We start from the raw sequence: 20,940 nt of genomic DNA, 5'->3' as shown, positions 1-20,940 counted from the left end.
CTATCTCTTTATATGATCTTTAAAATCTTTATGATCTCTCTTATGCAAATCTTCCTCAGATAAGCTCTTAAAATAGTTGAAGGTTTTTAACATACCCTCTCTTCTTTCTATTTTTGGTTCCCAATTTAATATTTTTTTTGCTAAACTAATATCAGGTTGTCTTTGAAGAGGATCATCTTGCGGTAGCTCCTTATATATTATTTTTTGATTCACCCCGGTTAATTTAATGATTTCCTCGGCAAAATCTTTAATGGTTATTTCATGAGGATTTCCAATATTAACAGGGTAAGAATAATCACTAAACAATAACCTAAAAATACCTTCTATTTGATCATCTATGTAACAAAATGATCTAGTTTGAGATCCATCACCAAATATAGTTAAATCTTCTCCCCTTAGTGCTTGTCCCATGAACGCAGGAATTACACGTCCATCATTAAGTCTCATACGAGGACCATACGTGTTAAATATGCGAACTATACGTGTTTCTAAACCATGAAATCTATGATAAGCCATAGTTATAGATTCTTGAAAGCGTTTTGCCTCATCATAAACGCCTCGAGGACCAATAGTGTTTACATTTCCATAATAATCTTCTGTTTGGGGATGCACTAACGGGTCTCCATATACTTCGGATGTTGAAGCAATTAGGATTCGTGCTTTTTTTACTTTTGCTAAACCTAAAAGATTATGGGTTCCTAAAGAACCTACTTTTAATGTTTGAATAGGGATTTTTAGATAATCTATAGGGCTTGCTGGTGAAGCAAAATGTAATATATAATCGAGAACGCCTTCAATATTTATAAACTCAGTAACATCATGTTCAATAAATTCAAAATTTTGGTGATTATCTAAATGAATAAGGTTTTTTTTATCACCAGTAATGAAGTTATCCATACCAATAACATAATAACCTTCATTTATAAATCGATCACATAAATGCGATCCTAAAAATCCAGCAGCTCCTGTAATTAGGACTTTTCTCATAATAACTTAGTTTCCTGTTCCTATATTATAATAGATAAACCCTATTTTTTCTAGCTCTCCTTTATTCAAAAGACCTCTGCCATCAAAAATAAAAGCAGGCTTTTGCATATTTTTATAAATACCTTCCCAATCGTAACTTTTAAACTCATCCCATTCTGTTAAAATAGATATCGCATGAGAATTCTTACAAGCCTCATAAGGGTCTTTATTTACGGTCAATAAGCTTTTGTTTTCACTTGACGAACGAGTATTTAGATAATCTAAATCAGTATATACTTTTTCTTTTGGAACCTTAGGGTCGTAAACAGATATCCTAGCTTGTTCATTTAATAAATTATCGGCAACCTTAATAGCTGCAGATTCACGAGTGTCATTTGTATCTTTTTTAAATGCCCATCCCAAAAATGTTATTTTTTTTCCAGAAACTGTATTATATAAAGTGCTTACAATATTATCAGAAAAACGATTTTTTTGATGTTCATTCATTATAACAACTTGTTCCCAATAATCAGCAACTTCATTTAACCCATAACTTCTGGCTATATAAACTAGGTTTAATATATCCTTTTGAAAACAAGATCCACCAAAGCCTACTGAAGCATTTAAAAATTTTGAACCAATTCTAGAGTCCATTCCAATAGCTTTTGAAACTTCCTTTATATCTGCTCCTGTTTTTTCACATATTTCAGACATCGCATTTATAGATGAAACACGTTGTGCTAAAAAGGCATTTGCAGTAAGCTTAGAGAGTTCTGAAGACCATACATTAGTTGTTAATATTTGCTTTTTAGGAACCCAATTTGAATATATCTCTACTAAAGCTTGAATGGCAACCTCCCCTTCATTAGTAGAAGTATCTCCTCCAATTAATACTCGATCCGGTTTTAATAAATTCTGAACAGCAGTTCCTTCTGCTAAAAACTCAGGGTTTGATAAGATTTGAAATTGAACACCATTTCCTGTATTATCTAAAATACTTTTAATAGCAGATGCTGTTCTTACTGGAAGGGTTGATTTTTCTACTACTATTTTGTTTTGTTTTGCTACTTTGGCTATTTGACGAGCACACAATTCGATATATTTTAAATCCGCAGCCATTCCTTTCCCTTTTCCATAGGTCTTTGTAGGTGTATTTACAGAAATAAAAATCATATCGGCTTCATCAATAGCTTTACCTACGTCTGTTGAGAAAAAAAGATTTCGTCCCCTAACTTCTTTAACTACATCATTCAATTCAGGTTCGAATATTGGTAGCCTGTTAAGATTATTATCGTTCCAGGCTGCAATTCGAGAAGCGTTAACATCTACAACAGTTATTTTAATATGTGGACATTTCTGAGCAATAATAGACATAGTCGGACCTCCCACATAGCCTGCTCCAATACAACAAATAGTTTTTATTTTCATTAAAAAAGTCTATAAAACAAAAATAAGAAAGTAACTTGGTTTATGATCAATCTAAAGAAATATGTTTAAAACTTTTCTCATTTCACCTATCTATTAAAAGTAAATTTTAGTTGAAAAACTAAAACAACAAAATATGGAATAACAGGAGCGTTAGTGAAAAAACTTCCAGCAAAAACAGCACATAAGCCTAAAAATAACATTGGAATTCTTAGCTCAATATTTTCTGTAAAAGTTCTTATAAGAATTCCATGAATCAAATAAATGTAAATAGCACCACCTAATAAACCAAAAAACCAAAACAAATCGATTATTTCTATCTCAGTACGTGCTATATGGAAGTTCGATCCGCCAAAAAGGAAATTAACCCAAGTCCATTTCTCCCTTATATAAGGAATTAAATCATTTGGTATAGATTGATTCCTAGTAGAAAAAATCATAGTTATTAACCCTTCTTCTTTATAAATTTGATACAATATATCAAATTTGCTTTTAAATATTTCTACTATAAACACTCTTGAAATAAAGATAATACCACTTACAAAACTAAAAATGGTTAAAAATATCTTTAAAGAAAATCTTTTGTATAAAATATGTGACAAAAAAAGAAAATTGAACAAGAAAATCGTTTTAGTAGCAACAATAAAAGACATGATTATAGACACTATCAAAAAAAGTGAATTCTCTTTTATCTTATTTTTAAGATACTCATTGTAAAAGTAAAGAATATAAATACAGTAAACATAGCTTGAATGGCTAGCATGTAAAAACATACCATTATATCCAAACCTTCCATTTGTACCAGGGTACGTTTGAAAAATATCAATTGAAAAAACACACCCAAAAAGAATCGCAATAGAGTTGGTTATGAAAATAAGTTTTAAAATTTTATCGACTAATCTTAATTGAAAATATAAAACTTTTTGATCATCTAAATTCTGAGGTTTTAAAGCATAAAACAGTATGAAAACAAATAAGTATCCATTTAACGAGTAAATGTTTACAATAAACTCATTTAAAGAAAATCGAGGAAAGAGAAAAAAATGACCAAGAAAATATACTACAAAAAAAGTTAAACAAACACTTATAAGAATTCTCCAGTTTTTCTTTTTCCTTTTAAAAACATATACTAAAATTAAAATTTCAAAAACTAGTTTTACTAAACCTGAAACCCGGTTAAAGTCACCCCCATTAAATTTTAAAATCTTACTTATAAACTCACTTACAAAAAAAATCACTAAAATTAATGCAGGCACATAATAAGTTACGTTATAAAAATCACACTTTTTTAACATAGTTAATATTCCACTTAATCAAAAACTTAAAAATGCTACTAATATTCCATAAATTATATTTACTAAAAATATTTTTTGCACTAGTTTCATTTAAATGATGAAAAACTGAAGTATCTGAATCTCCTATAACTTTAAGTCCCTTATCGTGCGCCTCAAAACAAATATCTATATCCTCACAATACAAACGATATCTTTCATCCAATAACATGTTATTGTTTTTCATTAACACGTTACTTATTAGCATACACGCTCCTAAACACCAATCAATATCTGGACCCGCCATTGTCTTTTCATTAATAGCTTTTAATAGTCCCAACCTTTTTTTTAATACAGTAAAGAAACCTGGAAACTTTTTCCATGTTATTTGCAATCTACCATCTGGGTATTTTAATACTGGAGTAATTATACCAATAGAGGCATCCAACTCCATCTTATTATATAATATACTTATAAAATCTGAGTCAAAAAAAGTGTCTGGATTTAGCAATAAATAATATTTGGTATCAATATTAAAGTGCCTTATTAAATCGTTATTGTTTTTAGAAAAGCCTTCTAATTTTTTTTTCGCTAAAACATTAGCTTTATATGGGCTTTTTTGTAAAATTTCTAAAGTGCCATCAGAAGAACAAGCATCACAAAAAAAAACATTTGTAATTTTAAAGCGAACTAGAGAATTAATCAGTTTATGAATATACTCTGAATGATTGTGAGTAACAACTAATACAGATATGGTTGAATTCATTAAAGCTAATATTTATTTATTTTTTGCTGTACCACTTCCAAACAATTTATTTTTTACCTGAACAAGATTGTTATAATTTGCTGCCACAATCTTTTTTAAAGCAGATGATTCTTCATCTGGAAACCAATCTGTTGTTCTTGGTTTTTCGATTAAATTAACATGTTCTGTGTAAGCATATGTTGCAATTGAAGTTCGATATTGTCCTTCAGGGAAATTTGTCATTGCATATCCATGTAAGGTATACCCTCGAGTCTGCTGAATAATTAACCTATTAAAAGGCACTCCTAATTTCTCTTTATCACCAGTTCTTAAATCCTCTATATCAAGATGCCCTTTATATTCCTCTTTCCAATCTTTATTTATATATAAGAGCAAGTTCATATTCCTAAACCAATTTTTATATAATGGATGATAATTAAAATCTAAATGCATGTCTAAGAAGCTATTCTTTTTACCTTGATGTATACCTCCTCCATGATTTTCTGGATCTACAAATACTTTTTCGGAAGAAATAAAAGATAAGAAACTATTCATCCTTTCAGATTTCAAATCCTCATATAATTCATCGAACACATTACCTAAAACCTTATAATTTGACTTCTCAAACTTATTATTAGCAAACATATAGTCCTTACTCTTATTCTCTAAATCAGGAATAGCGTCATAAAGTTGAGTTAATTTATCTTCATCACAGAAGTTATCAATTATTAAATAGGGAAATGGGTTGGCTGTTAAATAATTCAACCTCAACTGTTCTTTGTTTTTTTCAATTTGTTCGAAATTTATCATCCTCTCTAAATATTATTTTATATAAATTAGAAATAAAATCTTCAAAAGAATAGCCTTTCAAATATAATTGTCTAGATTTCTCATCTACATTTGTAGACAGCAAACTATTTATATCAGAAAACACTTCTTTATTGATTTCACTTATTATAAGCCCATTCCCGTTTCTTACGACTTTTTGACTAACGACCTGTTTTGTTGTAATGATTCCCAAGCCAAACATAAGAGCTTCTATGTAAACCAAGGGATACACTTCAGAATTCTCTTCACTAGTAAACAAAAGTAATGAATGTTTTTGAAAGATTTTCTTTTTCTCTTCTACACTTTCTATAGCACCCAAATATTCAATAAAATTATATTTTTTCAAAAGACAATTCAACCTTTGCTCCGTATAAGCATCTAAAACACCTCCACATATAGTTAATTTATAGGGGGTTTTCATTTCTTTATACATTAAATCACAAAAGTCACACAGAAAGTCAATTCCTTTTAAAATCGATAAATTAGAAAAAAACAACAGTTTTTGCTGTTTAGTGTCTGTGCTGTTATTTGTATTGTAATCTGGTAAAGAATTATCTAATAAATAAATATTATTTAAATAACTCAAATTCCGTAATTGCCTTTTATTTATTACTACAACATTGATATTTTTCAAGAGTTTCTTTAGAAATGTTGAACTCCTATTTTCATGTCCATTTTCATGTATATGAAGTGTAATTTTATGTGATAAAAATTTACTAGTAATAATAAAAAATAAATCTCTATAGTATGCAAAACCTTTTGCTGTAAAATTAATGTATACAAATGATTTTCTGGGAATACTCAATATCTTCAATAATATTTTAAAAGATTGTATTACCTTAGAAAACTCAAACCTTCCAAAATTACTAAATTCTCTAGCTTGGGCTAAATCGATTAATTCTAAATTAACTCCTTTATCTCTTAATTTTTCAATGATATGGTTAGATATAATCTTAACACCATTGTTTGGGCCTGAAATTGGAAAAACAACAAATAACTTATTCATATAACGTTTAAGGCTTTGATAAACTCTTTTCTTTCTTTAAATGGAACAAAAAGCATGAAAAAAAAACAAAAAAAACAATTCCTTTATTTCTAACTAATGCTGACTCAGTTAAGCTAAAAACAAAAAAAATGATTCCAATTGCAATCAAATAATTATTCCCTTCTAAGAGCCCTCTCCTAAAAATGATCAAAAATAAAACTATTAAACCAATAAACCCGAATACTCCTGTATAAATAAACTCTGTAAGGTATTGGTTATGCGAATTAAAATTCCTTTCAACACCATGTCTGAAGTTATTACGATGATAGCATCTTAATAATTCCTCTTTCTCATCACCTGGGGCTACACCAATCCAAAAATTATCTAATATTAAATCGACAGAGCAATATAGCTTCGCCATTCTTGCTTTAACAGCTGTAAATTGAGTTCCTGAAAAATCCCTGTTCACTAAATCATTCTTCAAATCTAACCCCTTAAACTTGTTATAAATAAAAAAAGAAGAGAAAATCATTGATGCCAAAAACAATAATACTACTATCCCCTTCATTATTGAATGAATTTTTTTTAGGCGTATAAGTAATATTGAAAAGTATACGAGAACAATTAGGGTCAAAGCTGTTAAAAGAAAAGAATTAAGCAAAAATGAAATTATGGTAAAAAGTAGAATACATAATAGCCTTAACACTGGTTTCAATTTAATAATCTCATCATTTTCAAAATAATCATTTCCAAGAATAAATATTGAAAACAAAACATAAGTTCCAAAATATATGGGATGTATTTCATCAAGTACATTGGTAAATTCTATATATGAGAAGAAATTCCCATTTATTTCATTAAAAGGGTTTAACGATCCAAAATACAATGTTTTCTTTGTGGCTACTATTAAAATAATAAAAACTGCGACCAGTATAGAATAGACAAACCATTTCAATATTTTTTTAATCAAACTACTGTTTATGTATTTAGTAAAAGAAAAACAAATCAAAGGTAAAACTATAAAAAGTAAACGTTGCTCAAGTTTTTGAAATCCTATTTTCAAATTAGCAGTATATAAAAGTGCAATTATCATTAAAGCATAAAGAAATATGTACGCTGTATAAATAGACTGCCAGATTCTCTTATCTTTTTTGAACTTAAAAAAGTAAATTATACTAGTTGATAATCCTAAAATAACAACAATGTTATTGAATAGCATCCAAAATGGAATTGTAATTGCCATGCCAATAAAAAAAGCTTCAACAATAGCATTAAATACTTTCTCTCCTTTCATCTAAATTATTATTATGATATAATACAATCATTAAATAAAAAATAAATAATGTGTCGAAATATATAAAAACATTATCTGACAAAAAGAGAATATTCATAAAGATTAATATTGGAACAGCCTTAGCACTTACCAAATTTATTTTAAAGAAAGTAATTAGCCATATTAAATAAGATACAATTCCTAATTCCAAAATTATTTTCAAAATATCTGAATGAAGGAAATGAATATTTGGAAAGTTTTCTTTTAAAAACAGATTTGTTGAACCTAGTGAATTGCCGAAAAGTAAATTATCATCAAAATGATTAACACTATCTGTATAAATTCTTAATCTTCCTTGTGTAAAATGATTTGGGCTTAAACCCGTTATATCTTTTATAGCTGCGTCAAAGTTACCTTGAATAAAATTATATATAATAATTAACAAAGCACTATTTAAAACAATAAACCAAACAAATGCTCTATTTGGATTAAATGTTTTCTTTCGATATTTATAAAAAAACCAAAAAATTAGAAGCGCTAAACAAGCCGCAAGAATCGAAATTCTTTTAAAGGCGAGTACAAAGAATAAAAGAGCAATAAATGCTCTTAATTTTCTTCTCTGCAAAATATAATGCAACGAAAATAAACCAAATGGAAATGCCATCCACGATTCAGTAGGCATAGTAGAGGTTCTTAAAGCATCAATAAACTCGTTAACAATATTTGGGTTGAAAAAAAACTGACTATTGCCAACAAAAAAGACAATACCGTATACAACAAATAAATAATCTAATATATTGTGTATGGGTGTTTTTATTATAGATGTAGATACTATTACTGCTAAAATCGGAATTAATATTAAAACCGATTCTTCTATAAATCTTATAGAAAGGTTAAAAGTAAAAAGAGAATAAATAAAGTTGATAATTATAAGCACCAAAAAAAGTTGAAGGTTCTTTATAGGAACTCTATAAACTTTAATCTTTTTATAATTTATTAGTAAAAATAAAGAGAAAAATATTGGAATAGTATATTTAATGTACCTCAAACTAGATCCTATATTTGTTGCTACTACAGACATTCCAATAAACAGACATAGTAGCAAAAGGAGCAATGTGCTTTTATTAATTTTAAGACTCATTTAACAATGCGCTTAGATTAAAATCATTCTTGCTACGAAATTCTTTAAAAAGATTATCTTTTAATAACTGATGTTCGTAATACTTCACTTTGCATCCAAACTCTTTTGCATAGAACAATAGAGATGTTGCAAAGCCATAAACAGTAAGGTTTGGATTATTCAAAATTATTTGCTCGAACGCAATATTATCAGGAATAACCTCTACTTCTTTATTTTGATCAACTATAATTCTTAATATTTTGTCTTTGTTTTTAGAATTTTGAGCTGGATGAAATTTAACTGCTATTCGATCACTTTTAATATCGTTTAGAATAACCTTGATCCCTTCTAAAAACGGCTTTAGGTTCAAATTTCCTTGTTCAACAGCGCCTTCCAGAACCAAAACGTGATTACTTTTTAAAGTGTATTGAGCGACCTTTTCAGAAATCATTTCTACTCTAACGATCTCATAAGGCAGACCTTCAAACCCTTTTGATGTAACTGTGTAAAAAATAGGATTTATACTTTTCTTAAACTTTCTAAGATCAAAATTTTTTATAAAGAAGATTCTTCCCTTACCTACAAACGGCAATAAATTCAATATTCGCTTAACGACACCCTTAACAATACTTTTCTCTTTAAAATGCATAAAATAGTTTGAGTAAGCATTTACTCCCTCTTCTATAATATGTAATTCTTTACAATTAGTATTGGTTCCTATTATTTGCATTATTGGGTGAAATACGTGTGGCAAAAAAACCCTAAATTCTTCATCTTTCAATACATTCTTTAAAACATTATCAACATCTTTAATTAGTGGTAATTTTTTATTAAAATTTAAAACGCCAAAAGAATCTAATTCATTGTGAATTAAGGTAAAGTCTATACACTTTGATTTGGATAATGCATCATTCTGATACGATCGAGAAATTATATATATCAAAGAATCTGGGTTAAAGCCTAAATACTTTATAACACCTTTAGCAACAAAATATGTAATATGACTATGTATATAAAAGATATTCTTCATAATTTTCGTTTAATAAAATTGATCAATAAAGATTGTTTCATCACAAATATAGTTACCACATAGTAAAACATAGCCATAGGAACTATGTAAAAATTATGTTGTACAAAATAGCCACCGTTATAAACTAGATATAATGGTAATATAATAAGTATCGAGTAAATCAATACTTTTAATAGGTACACCATTGGAAAATAAGTAAAAAAGCTAGTTGACAGTCTTTTGTTTATAAAACCTATAGGGATTAGCACAGTAATATAACTTGCTATCAATGTTGCAATAACAGCCCCCATTACTCCGATTCTGGGAATGAGTATCAAGTTACAAACCACGTTAACTATACCACTCGCAATAACATGAACTGAAGCGAAATTCTTTAGCCCTATAACCCCCATATAAATACTAAAAGGAAAAACTGACAATAAAAACCGTAATGTGTATATTCGAAAAATTTCTCCAGAATACTCAAACTTATTCCCAAAAAGTAGCACTATAATTTCTGTTGAAAAGAAAAAGCAAAAAACAATTATGGGTAACAATAATAATGTTATTTGCTTTATGGTTTGATTTGTTAATTTTAAAGTTTCTAAGATTTTGTTTTGATCAAGCAATAGAGCTATTTTGGGAGTCGCTATAGTAAAAAAAGAGGTAGTTATTACACCTATAAATGGAATATTAAATGCTCCCACCTGATATAGTGCAAAAACTTCAGGAGACTCCATAGATGATATCATATATTTATCTATCTGCATATTTAATATGCCTGCCAAAACCAAGAACATTGTTGGTATAATAAATTTGAACTCTTGCTTATTAACAATAAGATTTTCACTTACTTTAATGTTTTTTAATGTTTTTACAAATGGTATAAACAATAGTGTAAACTTCAGAACTTCATATATCATAAAAAATGATAAAACATAATTTACGTTTAAGTTATTAAACCCACAGTAAACAAACCCAAACAAATAAAGAAATAGAAAGCTAGCACTTACACCATTTAGAAAATTAAGCTTATTTATAAAAAGATAGTAATTAGAGAAAAAAGCATTAATGACTTTAAAAAACAAAATAACAACAAAATAGCTATTGAATTTTGTAAAATAATCATTTTGAAACCATTTGAGAAATTGGTTGTCTAAGACAGCTATAACAATACTAGACATAAATGCAAATGCAATCATTGAAAAGAAAAACCTTTTAAACAGAGTATTTCTCATGACATTTGTGACATGTTTTCCAATAAAAAAGTTAAGAGAGGTCGGAAAAGCTGAGGAAACTGTGACCAAAAAAGTTACAATTACAAAAAACTGCTGTAACTTTCCAAATGTTGACAAATCTAAGATTATTCTTGCAAGACCAATATTTAAGGTAAGTGTTTCAAAAAGTTTAATTAGATTACTGAAACTATATTTAAATTGTGTTTTCAAAACTAAATACCTTCTAAACTTATAAAATTATCTATGTATTTATGCTTTAATTTTTTCAATTCGAAATTATTATAACCATAAAAAGTAATATTGTTAAATTCGGCTGCCTCGTAATCATTTATTGAATCTCCTATGAGACAAGTTTGGCTTTTGTTATAACTCTGTTTTTCTAAAAGCATTGACACTAGTTGTTTTTTGGGAGTTGGAGAACCATGGATAGAGATAAAATATGAATCAATACCTAGCTCTTTACATAAAAATCGTAATTCTTCTTGATCTGAACCAGAAACGATATGAAAACAATACTTATTGAAATTTTGTTTAATAAAATCTACCGAATCCTGAATTAAGTTTTCTGGATTTACAAGCTCTTTTCTCATGAGTTTCGAAAACTCATTAGCATATAGTAAAACCTCTTCCTCAGTAATAGACATTCCTAAAATCTCCTCATAAAAATATCTAATTTTCACATAACGAGAAAGCCCACCATTATTGCTATGAAATGTTATTAACCGATCAACTTCCTCATTAGTAAAGCTATTAAAAATCTTTCTAAATCCCCAATCTCTTATTGCCATGGAATCAAGAATAACGCCATCAAAATCCCAGAGTATAGTATTCATTATTTTGTAAAATAAACATTATCATGAGTTACTGACTCATCTAAATCAATCCAAGCTCTAGCAACAGCTAAGTCAAGAAAATCATCAATGTCTACACATGCCCTCTTGTTTAATTCCATTTTATATGGATTAACCCCATGAAAATAATTCCATTTTACCATCTTCTCCCTAGGAGCAATTAATATTCCATCTGTTACAAAATAATAAACAGGTAACTCTTGAGAAGGTACATGCTTAACACCTAATTCATAATTCATAGGTCCATTTTCATCCCATAAATATCTTTTAAAAGATTCTACACTTATAAGTGAATCATACTTGTTTTCTTCTAAAACCTCTTTTTTATAAAGCTCTATCCCTTCTTCGTACATCTTAGGAAAAACCAAAGGGCTTGTGCAAGTTGCCCAAACAATATTTTCCCCTTTAACCGATTCGGCAATATGAGCAACTACTTCTCCAAAAGATTTAGTTTTTTCATCGCAGTACTCAGGTGCTCTTTTATGGGTTTCCACACCTACTTCTTTTGCAAAATCCAACATCATATCAGAGTCTGAAGATACAACGATTCTATCTATGGATTTTACATTTTTTAATTGCATTATTTTATACAATAACAAGTTTGTTCCTCCAAATGGGGCTATATTTTTGTTTTTAAGTCTACGACTGCCTGCTCTTACAGGGATAATTGCTGTGAATTTATTACTCATGTTTAATTTTTTTTATTTTACTTTTAAGGGCTTCCATTAAAATACCATAATCTACAGAATATGATATATAATTGATACCTAACTTTTTCCACTTTATTGCTATCTCAATCGAATCGCAGGCACTCTCACAATTGGTGTTATTCCTGAAAGTTCAGCTGCTCTTATATGACTCTCGATTGTTTCATATGAGGCATTCCCGTGTTCGTTATGCAAAATAATAAAATCAAATCCTGCATAACCAGCAATTTCAACAACAGAACTATCCAATGTTTTTAAAAAAATCCCAAATATATTATGATTAAGTTTTCTTTTGAAATTAGTTATTAATTCATGTCTCATATTCTAAAAGCTTTATTTTAGATAAGAGTAAATAGATCGCTTTTTTAAACTATATCTAGTATCAGTAATGGCAATTAAGTTTAAGTTCATTTGCTCAAATTTATCTATTAGATATTGATTTTCAACTGAAAGCTCTAATTCTTTAGTGCCTAAATTTTCTCCATACCCATCATAGCCAGCCAAATATATATTCGCAGCTTTAAACTCTAAAGATATTTGAAGCGCTAATGCAAAATACGAGTCTTTATATTTGTCAGTAAAATTAACGCTTTCTAATTCGTATGAACTTTCTATTACTTCTTTAGGAATAAAAGTCCCCATCTTTCTTGGATATGGAGGCAAAATGCAAGTATAGGATTGATTGATTAAGTCACTATTGAATATTTTTTGCATTCTATATCCTTCACTCCCTACCAAACAAAAAAATTGTGGAATATCTAGACCCTTGTAATAACCGGCATTCTTTGTGCTTGCGTGAATTACACAAGTATCTTTATACGATTTTATAAACTGTTTAATCGCATTTTTGTGGTGTACAGCACTTTCCCCTCCTCCTATTATTAAAACATTTTTAAAACAAGTTATAGAAAAGTCAAAATTAGCTAATTTTTTATTGTCCATGATGCTACCACTTTTATTTCGTAAGGCAGTAATAATGCTACTGATTGGGTAAGTTTGCTTTGAAATCCACGACATTACATCTTTTTGAGGTTGTGATAAAATACCAGATACCATATAAGGTAAGTTCGTTCCCCATTCATAATGCTTCTTTAATTTTTCAAATTCTGTGACAAGGCTACTTAATTCAGTAAATGATACATGAAAAGCATTGATGCTTTCTAAATATGTTAACAATAATTCTGTTTTTAAATTGCCCGCACCTCTACCCATTCCAGTAATTGTAGCATCAACTAAACTACAGCCATGATCCATAGCAGTAAGAGTATTAATTAATGCCATTTCCAAGTTATTGTGTCCATGAAAGCCTATTGGCACATTAGTTTTAGATTTAACCAAAGATAATACCTCTATTATATCATTAGGCAAAACTCCACCAAAAGAATCTACCATGTAAAAGTAATCTATAACATCATCTATACCATCCAACAAATCTAAAAAAGAAGTATCCTCTTTCCAACGAGACATATACATTACATTGAATGCTACTTCAAATCCCATCTTTTTTACTTTTTTAGCTAAAGTAATTGCTTGCTTAAAATTTTTTGGATCAATAGCCATACGTACCATTGAAATATATGGAATACATGGTTTTAATAAAGCATCTATATGTTCTTCCCTTATATTTTTCTCATCTAGAATAATAACTAGTTTTTTTGAAGGCATTAACATCTTCAAAAACTTCATTACATACTCAGGGCAATAAAAATACTCACCTAAATATCCATCCAATGGAATGCTTCGGTATCCTACTTCTACATAGTTTATAGGTAAGGCCTCCATTGCTTTACAATATTCGGTTACTAATGCTTTATCAAAATCCCAGTTTGTATAATATCCCCCATCCCTAAGTGTACAGTCTAAAAGTTTAACGTTATTCATTTGAGCTTTCATTAAAAAGATTATTTACAATATTATCTACATTAATACTAATTAAAAAAGGATCATAAACACCTTCAATAGCTTTTCTTTCATAAGTATTTGAAGATGTTTTTTGCTCTAAATACTTGTTAGGTCTAAAATATTTTGACAACTGAGCTCCTTTAAAAGAAAAATGTTTTGCTCCATTAGAAAAACTAATTTCCTCAATCCAAATGGGGGTTTCAATCTTTTTCACACCTACATCTAATCTAATTTTTATTGGGTGAATGCCCTTAGGCAAGTTAAATACAATATTTTGACAGTCATCTCGTCCTTTTATATTAATCTCTACGATGTCATCTGGGTGATATTGACGGATTATTTTTTCAGAAAAATATAATTGAAACTTATCATCTTCTATGACCTTAGCTTTAATAATAACTGTCATATAGTCATTCATTATAGAACCAGTTATATTGTTTTTTCCTTCTTCACCTTTATTTTTACAATTGGTTATAAGCAAAATACAGTTCAAAAATAATAATTTTCTCACAGCATTCTAACTTTATATTAATTTTAAACAGTTTATTAAACTGTCCCTCCAATTAGAAATCTCAATTTCCAAAACAGATTTTATTTTACTCTTATCCATTACGCTATAAGCTGGACGCTTAGCGGGTGTAAAATATTCACTAGTACTAACAGGATGCGTTTCTATAGTCGTTTTTGTAATTTCAAAGATAGCTTTAGCAAAGTCATACCAACTTGCCATACCTTCATTGCTATAATGGTAAAGACCAAAATAGTTACTCTTGTTGGAAATAAGGTTTAGTATTACTAATGCTAAATCCTTTGCATAGGTAGGTGTTCCAATTTGATCATTTATAATACTTAACTTGTTTCTCGTTTCTGCTAAATACAACATGGTTTTCATAAAATTATTCCCATGTTCTGAATATAGCCATGAGGTTCTTATTATAAAATGCTCTTTTAAGATATTTATTATTGCCAATTCTCCTTGCAATTTCGTTTCTCCATATACACTTATGGGATCAGCTTCGTCTTTTTCAATATAAGGTTTAGAAGATAAACCATTAAATACAAAATCAGTTGAGACCTGAATTAATGTAGTGTTATACATTTTACATGCTAATGCTAAATGTTTAGCTCCTAATACATTTATTTTATAAGCCTTTTCCTTTTCTTCTTCTGCCTTATCTACAGCTGTGTAAGCTGCGCAATTGATGCAATAATGTAATGGTTCATTTGCTTGAAAAAAATCATTCACTGCCTTCTCATTGCAGATATCTAATTCTAGATAATCAGTAAAAACAAATGATAATCCGTTATGTTCTTTTGCGACATCTTGGATACATTTTCCTAATTGCCCATTAGCTCCTGTTACCAAAACCTTAATCATAATATTGCTTTTTCAAGTTTTGGTAATATTAAATCTTTTTCTGAAACAATAAAATCTGATTCATTTAACTGCCAATCTATATTCAAATTCTTATCATTAAAAATAATTCCAGCTTCCGCTTCCTTATTATAAAAATTATCACATTTATATGAAAAAATAGCAGTGTCACTTAAAACAATGAACCCATGAGCAAAACCTCTGGGAATGAATAATTGATTTTTATTTTCTTCTGATAACTCTAGAGACACATATTGACCAAAAGTTTCAGAGTCTTTTCTAATATCTAAAGCTATATCTAGCACTTTTCCTTTAATAACTCTAACTAATTTTGCCTGTGCAAACTCCCCTCTCTGATAATGTAAACCTCTTAGTACGCCTTTTGAAGAAAAGGATTCATTATCTTGAATAAAACTAATGTTTTGTCCAATTAATTTGTTAAAGTTATTCTGATTAAAACTTTCAAAAAAATAACCTCTATTATCTTCAAAAACTTTAGGTTCAAGAGCAAAGCACCCCTTTAGTTTAGTTTCTTTTACTCTCATTATTTATTTCTAAGTAATCCTAACAAATTTTTACCATAACCACTTTTTAATAGTGGTTGTGCTAAGTCCTTAAATTGTTCCTCGTTAATATAGCCCATTTCGAATGCTGCACCCTCAATAGCTCCAATTTTCAAACCTTGTCGTTCTTCAATAACTTCAACAAACTGAGATGCTTGCATTAAAGATTGAAAAGTACCAGTATCTAACCATGCAGTGCCTCTATCTAAAATACTAACATTAAGTTTCTCTTGTTTTAAATATTCTTTATTAACGTCTGTAATTTCAAGTTCGCCTCTATAACTAGGCTTCATATTTTTGGCAATTTTTATCACAGAATTGTCATAAAAATAGATACCTGGAACTGCAAAATTAGATTTGGGTTGTTTAGGTTTTTCTTCAATGGATATAGCTTGTCCATATTCATTAAACTCTACCACGCCATAACGTTCTGGGTCATGAACTCTATAAGCATAAATAACTCCTCCATCTGGATTATTGTTCGCCTGTAAAAGTTTGGCTAATCCCGTACCATAAAAAATATTATCGCCTAAAATCAATGCTACTTTATCACTCCCTATAAAACCTTCTCCTATAATAAATGCTTCCGCTAACCCATTAGGAGCTTCTTGAACGGCGAATTCAAACTTACAACCATACTTTTTTCCATCTCCTAATAAATCTTGAAATAATGGTAAATCTTTAGGGGTTGATATGATTAATATTTCATTTATTCCCGCATACATCAGCGTAGACAATGGATAATAAATCATTGGCTTATCGTAAATAGGCATTAATTGCTTACTTATTGATAGTGTTAATGGATGCAGCCGAGTTCCTGAGCCTCCTGCCAATATGATTCCCTTCATTTAATATTATATTGTTTTTCGTTATACAACTTATAATCTCCGCTAGTAACACTATGTAACCAATTTTCATTATTAAGATACCAATCTATAGTCTTATCTAACCCTTCTTCAAAGGTTACTGATGGTTTCCAGCCTAATTCATTTTTAATTTTATTTGCATCTATAGCATATCTTAAATCATGACCTGGACGATCTTTTACATAGGTTATCAATTTTTCTGATGTTCCTTGTGAAACATTTAATTTGCCATCCATTTGTCTACATAGTAGTTTAACCAGATCTATGTTTTTCCACTCATTGAATCCGCCTATATTATATGTTTCTTTATTTTTTCCTTTATGAAAAACTAAATCGATTGCTACAGCATGATCTTTTACATAAAGCCAATCCCTCGTGTAATTTCCATCACCATAAACAGGTAATGGCTTGTTATTTATAATATTATTTATGAAAAGAGGAATTAACTTTTCGGGAAATTGATTTTCCCCATAATTATTTGAACAATTCGTGATTACATAAGGTATATTATAAGTTTCTCCATAAGCTCTTACAAAATGATCTGAGCTTGCTTTTGAAGCAGAGTATGGTGAATTTGGATCGTATGCGGTAGTTTCAGTAAATAGCCCTTTTTCTCCTAAAGTACCATAGACCTCGTCTGTACTAATATGATAAAACAACTTATTAACATAGTTCTCTTTCCAAATATTTTTAAAAGCATTTAAAAGAATCATTGTTCCAATAACATTTGTTTTAACAAAGGCTAGCGGATCTTTAATAGATCTATCAACATGAGATTCTGCCGCTAAATGTATAACCGCATCAAATTTATGTGTCTCAAACAACTCATTTATGAAATCACCATTGGTAATATCTCCTTTTACAAACGAATAATTTGATTTATTTTCAATATCACTTAGGTTTTCAAGATTCCCTGCATAAGTAAGTGCGTCTAAATTAAAGATATTGTAATTAGGATATTTCTCTACAAATAATCTTACAACATGAGAACCAATGAATCCTGCACCTCCAGTTATTAAAATAGTCATATACTATATTTTATCTTTATAACGTTCTAAAAATTTAACAGCTCTTAAACAAAGTAATGTTATAAAAGTAAGCCCCATTAAAATAATCACGTAATATATTTTAGGACTAACCGATTTACCCAAAAAATCTTTACTGTTATCTATTGTTCCACTATCTTGTTTACTAGATGTGATTTCAATGATATGTTCCTTATCGGCTATCTCTCTTTCAATTTCAACTAACTCTTTTCTTAATTGCAAATCTTTGGTATAAAGATCGAATTCTTTGGTTGAACTTTTATTACCTCTTTCTATTGTGATTTGCGCCTGAAAATCGTTATTATTTTCAGCAGATTTCACAATCGCCTTTTGATAAACAGCTAATAAAGTGTCCGATTTAATTAATGATTTAGAAATCGCAAGAGCTTGTTCTCTTAGTTCTTTTAAATCTTTTTCATGCTCTCGTTTAAAATAAGAATTCGAATTAATATTATCTATAATTTTATCAAAAACCGTTTTAAAATTATTCCGTTCTTTAGCTTTTATTGTTATTTCTTGATATTGATGATTATGGTCTTTTGAATTTTTTAAAAAAGTTTTATATTCTACGTTTTTCACTAATGATGTATCAAGTGTTTTAAGATAAGCATCAAACTCTTGAAGTTTTTCATTCTCACTAATAACTGATTCTATTTCAAAATTTAAAATAGACTCCGCTTCTACTGTTCTAATACCTAAAACACTTTCTAAAGCACTTAAATCTCCTTGCTTTAATAAATCATTATAATAACCAATCGTGTTATATAAATTCTCTCCGGTATCATAGTTCTGTTTTAATGTAATAGAAGACTTATAAACAGGCTCTGATGTTTTTTCTAGGACTATCCCTAAAACAATACCTATAACACCAGCAATTACTAGTTTTAGAATATGCTTCTTTACAAAAAACACCAACCAGACAAATGCTAAAAAAAGCTTATTAAAAAGACTCCCTATAAAACGGAAAAAGTTGTTAAAAGCATTCCCTATTAGCTTAAAAAGCTGCCCTAAATCGACTTCTTCAGATTGCTGCGGTTGTGGCAAATCTTTACTCATAATTATATCTATTAATTAAGTATTTGTTTCAATATTGTTCTTGTTATTAAATATGTAGGTCTTACTCCCGAAGTTCCTAAACCCCCTGAAGCAAGTGTTGCCCCTGTTTCTAAAGGATTATCACTCGCATAATAAGCATATCTTACTTTTACATCGGAACTAATACTACTTCTTACTTTTGAAGCTGCTTGTATCGCTTTTTGATAATGCGCACCTTCCATTTCTAATCCTATTACTTGCCAGGTTGAGTTATAAAAGAATTTCAAAATATCTTTATTTTGTAATGAAGTCCCTAAAACAGTAATCATAGATCCTTCATAAATATCAACTCCTTGACCTTGTAAATCTTCTTTTTTAAGTTCATTTTCAAAAGGATAATTATCTGCTGTACCCTCAAAAATATGTGCCGAAGGTATCATAATATCTCCTTTGTCTCCTTCTAAAATTCCTGCTTTACCCATAATTGACACCGATTCCACATTTAAATGCGTGTTCTTGTCATTATTTTTATATGGCTTCAACAATTCATCAATAGTCTCATAGGCTTGTTCTCCGAAAGCATAATCCATTACTAATATAACAGGTTTATCTTCTTTTAATACTTTTTCACTAATGTCAATATCTGTTTTAGAAATGTCTATTTTACTAGTGTCAAAAATTTGAACATCAATGTTAGCTCCAGATGCGTCTTTAATATAAATCATCCCTCGCTGTAACGCTTCTTTATTTATTTTATTTCGAAGTGCTTCATTTTCTTTTTTACTTAAAGATTCATATACTTCGAAAACATCTTTTTTAGGCTTTGTTGATTTTAATACATTAGACACAAAAAGCGTATTCATAACGCTATGCATATTGGCACTTATTATATGTATAGGTCTTTCTAATAAATCATTTTTTAATAAAGTCGCCTTTATGTTATCTGCCCAAATCTCTCCGTGTATATGATGCCCTATTCGTTCTCTTAGAACTGGACTAAAAGTTACGGTTCTTTTATTATTATGTATTTGTTCTTCTATTGCTAACTTACCTAACCAATATACAATATGAAGTAGCCTTTCTGGTTGCGAAGCAGTTGCAAACTCACCATAAACACTTATTAATTCGTTAAAAGTTCTACCTAAAATATTAGCTGCATGTGTGATAGCAACTTCGCGCTCATCCTGAGTTAATTTCTTTTTTGATAAAACTGCTTTTTCTAGTTTTATCCAATCCCTTGTCGTTGCTCCCTGTTCATTAATTAAAACACGATTACTTATTTTATGAGATTCAATAAAAAGAAAGGTAAGGTGTGTTAAAATATCGTAGATTTCCGATCGTCCTCGAGTAATCTCGATATTCATTTGTTCAACATCTATTCTATAGCAATTACGCCGTCTTTTTTCCGGAATGATAGGCTTAAAATGTGAATTCCCATAGCCTTCATCACTTGTTAAATTAATAAATGTACATTCTTCAATTCCAGCAGGAAGTCTATCTATTACATAAAGCAATCCTTCTAATTCGGCTTTTTCTTCTCCAATGGAGCCATATATCTCCGGACGTAAAAGCAACAAAGATTGCCGTAAAGTTTCACCCGAAATCCCCATAGGTTTATAGAATCCTCTATTAAATAAATGACGCATGGTAATATACATCCTCTCGATGGCATTCGAGCTTTCTTGAGCTCTCGTTCTAGAATGATGTTTTTTACTACTCATTAGTCTTTTTTATC

The 20,940-nt window shown here is 29.3% G+C and carries 21 protein-coding genes; all 21 read right to left on the bottom strand.

The genetic code is table 11. From position 1 onward, the window contains the following. The gene (locus Q4Q39_RS17900) at positions 1-987 is read right to left on the bottom strand and encodes a UDP-glucuronic acid decarboxylase family protein (protein WP_303283942.1); all 987 of its coding nucleotides are present in this window, start codon (positions 985-987) and stop codon (positions 1-3) included. Positions 988-993: 6 nt separating this feature from the next. Continuing rightward, a complete protein-coding gene (locus Q4Q39_RS17895) occupies positions 994-2,394 on the bottom strand; it encodes a UDP-glucose 6-dehydrogenase (protein ID WP_303283941.1) in 1,401 nt (466 codons plus the stop codon). 86 nt (positions 2,395-2,480) lie between these two features. Beyond that, on the bottom strand, positions 2,481-2,993 hold the full coding sequence (locus Q4Q39_RS17890) for a hypothetical protein (protein WP_303283940.1): 513 nt from the start codon (positions 2,991-2,993) through the stop codon (positions 2,481-2,483). A gap of 676 nt (positions 2,994-3,669) precedes the next feature. Continuing rightward, entirely contained in the window at positions 3,670-4,428 is a 759-nt protein-coding gene (locus Q4Q39_RS17885; RefSeq protein ID WP_303283939.1) for a glycosyltransferase, read from the bottom strand. 12 nt (positions 4,429-4,440) lie between these two features. Further along, the gene (locus Q4Q39_RS17880) at positions 4,441-5,217 is read right to left on the bottom strand and encodes a 2OG-Fe(II) oxygenase (RefSeq protein WP_303283938.1); all 777 of its coding nucleotides are present in this window, start codon (positions 5,215-5,217) and stop codon (positions 4,441-4,443) included. Further along, positions 5,195-6,241, bottom strand: coding sequence for a glycosyltransferase (locus Q4Q39_RS17875; RefSeq protein WP_303283937.1), 1,047 nt, complete (start codon positions 6,239-6,241; stop codon positions 5,195-5,197). The genes Q4Q39_RS17880 and Q4Q39_RS17875 overlap by 23 nt, the downstream gene beginning before the upstream one ends. Positions 6,242-6,248: 7 nt before the next feature. Further along, positions 6,249-7,514 (bottom strand): O-antigen ligase family protein, encoded by a 1,266-nt coding sequence (locus tag Q4Q39_RS17870; RefSeq protein WP_303283936.1) that lies wholly within the window; start codon positions 7,512-7,514, stop codon positions 6,249-6,251. Then, positions 7,492-8,634, bottom strand: a complete 1,143-nt coding sequence (locus Q4Q39_RS17865) for an O-antigen ligase family protein (protein WP_303283935.1) — start codon at positions 8,632-8,634, stop codon at positions 7,492-7,494. Before Q4Q39_RS17865 ends, Q4Q39_RS17870 begins: the two co-directional genes overlap by 23 nt. Continuing rightward, on the bottom strand, positions 8,624-9,643 hold the full coding sequence (locus Q4Q39_RS17860; protein WP_303283934.1) for a polysialyltransferase family glycosyltransferase: 1,020 nt from the start codon (positions 9,641-9,643) through the stop codon (positions 8,624-8,626). The genes Q4Q39_RS17865 and Q4Q39_RS17860 overlap by 11 nt, the downstream gene beginning before the upstream one ends. Continuing rightward, positions 9,640-10,824: an oligosaccharide flippase family protein gene (locus Q4Q39_RS17855; RefSeq protein ID WP_303283933.1), complete on the bottom strand. Its 1,185-nt coding sequence runs from the start codon at positions 10,822-10,824 to the stop codon at positions 9,640-9,642. Before Q4Q39_RS17855 ends, Q4Q39_RS17860 begins: the two co-directional genes overlap by 4 nt. A gap of 248 nt (positions 10,825-11,072) precedes the next feature. Further along, positions 11,073-11,693, bottom strand: coding sequence for an HAD family hydrolase (locus tag Q4Q39_RS17850; protein ID WP_303283932.1), 621 nt, complete (start codon positions 11,691-11,693; stop codon positions 11,073-11,075). Beyond that, positions 11,693-12,400, bottom strand: coding sequence for an acylneuraminate cytidylyltransferase family protein (locus tag Q4Q39_RS17845; RefSeq protein ID WP_303283931.1), 708 nt, complete (start codon positions 12,398-12,400; stop codon positions 11,693-11,695). Before Q4Q39_RS17845 ends, Q4Q39_RS17850 begins: the two co-directional genes overlap by 1 nt. A 99-nt stretch (positions 12,401-12,499) precedes the next feature. Further along, on the bottom strand, positions 12,500-12,739 hold the full coding sequence (locus Q4Q39_RS17840; protein ID WP_303283930.1) for an HpcH/HpaI aldolase family protein: 240 nt from the start codon (positions 12,737-12,739) through the stop codon (positions 12,500-12,502). A gap of 12 nt (positions 12,740-12,751) precedes the next feature. Beyond that, on the bottom strand, positions 12,752-14,299 hold the full coding sequence (locus tag Q4Q39_RS17835) for an aldolase catalytic domain-containing protein (protein WP_303283929.1): 1,548 nt from the start codon (positions 14,297-14,299) through the stop codon (positions 12,752-12,754). Then, positions 14,292-14,831: a hypothetical protein gene (locus Q4Q39_RS17830; protein ID WP_303283928.1), complete on the bottom strand. Its 540-nt coding sequence runs from the start codon at positions 14,829-14,831 to the stop codon at positions 14,292-14,294. The genes Q4Q39_RS17835 and Q4Q39_RS17830 overlap by 8 nt, the downstream gene beginning before the upstream one ends. 12 nt (positions 14,832-14,843) lie before the next feature. Further along, the gene (rfbD, locus tag Q4Q39_RS17825) at positions 14,844-15,698 is read right to left on the bottom strand and encodes a dTDP-4-dehydrorhamnose reductase (protein ID WP_303283927.1); all 855 of its coding nucleotides are present in this window, start codon (positions 15,696-15,698) and stop codon (positions 14,844-14,846) included. Beyond that, positions 15,695-16,240 carry a dTDP-4-dehydrorhamnose 3,5-epimerase gene (gene rfbC, locus Q4Q39_RS17820; RefSeq protein ID WP_303283926.1) on the bottom strand — a complete coding sequence of 182 codons (546 nt, stop codon included), beginning with the start codon at positions 16,238-16,240 and terminating at the stop codon, positions 15,695-15,697. The genes rfbD and rfbC overlap by 4 nt, the downstream gene beginning before the upstream one ends. Then, entirely contained in the window at positions 16,240-17,106 is an 867-nt protein-coding gene (rfbA, locus tag Q4Q39_RS17815; RefSeq protein WP_303283925.1) for a glucose-1-phosphate thymidylyltransferase RfbA, read from the bottom strand. Before rfbA ends, rfbC begins: the two co-directional genes overlap by 1 nt. Then, a complete protein-coding gene (gene rfbB / locus Q4Q39_RS17810; protein ID WP_303283924.1) occupies positions 17,103-18,152 on the bottom strand; it encodes a dTDP-glucose 4,6-dehydratase in 1,050 nt (349 codons plus the stop codon). Before rfbB ends, rfbA begins: the two co-directional genes overlap by 4 nt. Before the next feature lie 3 nt (positions 18,153-18,155). Continuing rightward, positions 18,156-19,226 carry a hypothetical protein gene (locus Q4Q39_RS17805; protein WP_303283923.1) on the bottom strand — a complete coding sequence of 357 codons (1,071 nt, stop codon included), beginning with the start codon at positions 19,224-19,226 and terminating at the stop codon, positions 18,156-18,158. Positions 19,227-19,237: 11 nt separating this feature from the next. Then, on the bottom strand, positions 19,238-20,926 hold the full coding sequence (locus Q4Q39_RS17800; protein ID WP_303283922.1) for a DUF6909 family protein: 1,689 nt from the start codon (positions 20,924-20,926) through the stop codon (positions 19,238-19,240). Positions 20,927-20,940 lie beyond the last annotated feature (14 nt).

It is taken from the genome of Flavivirga amylovorans (assembly GCF_030540875.1).
In the GTDB taxonomy this organism is placed as follows: Bacteria; Bacteroidota; Bacteroidia; order Flavobacteriales; family Flavobacteriaceae; genus Flavivirga; species Flavivirga amylovorans.
Note: the sequence above shows the minus strand (reverse complement) of the source record. Positions and strands in the feature narration are given on the sequence as shown.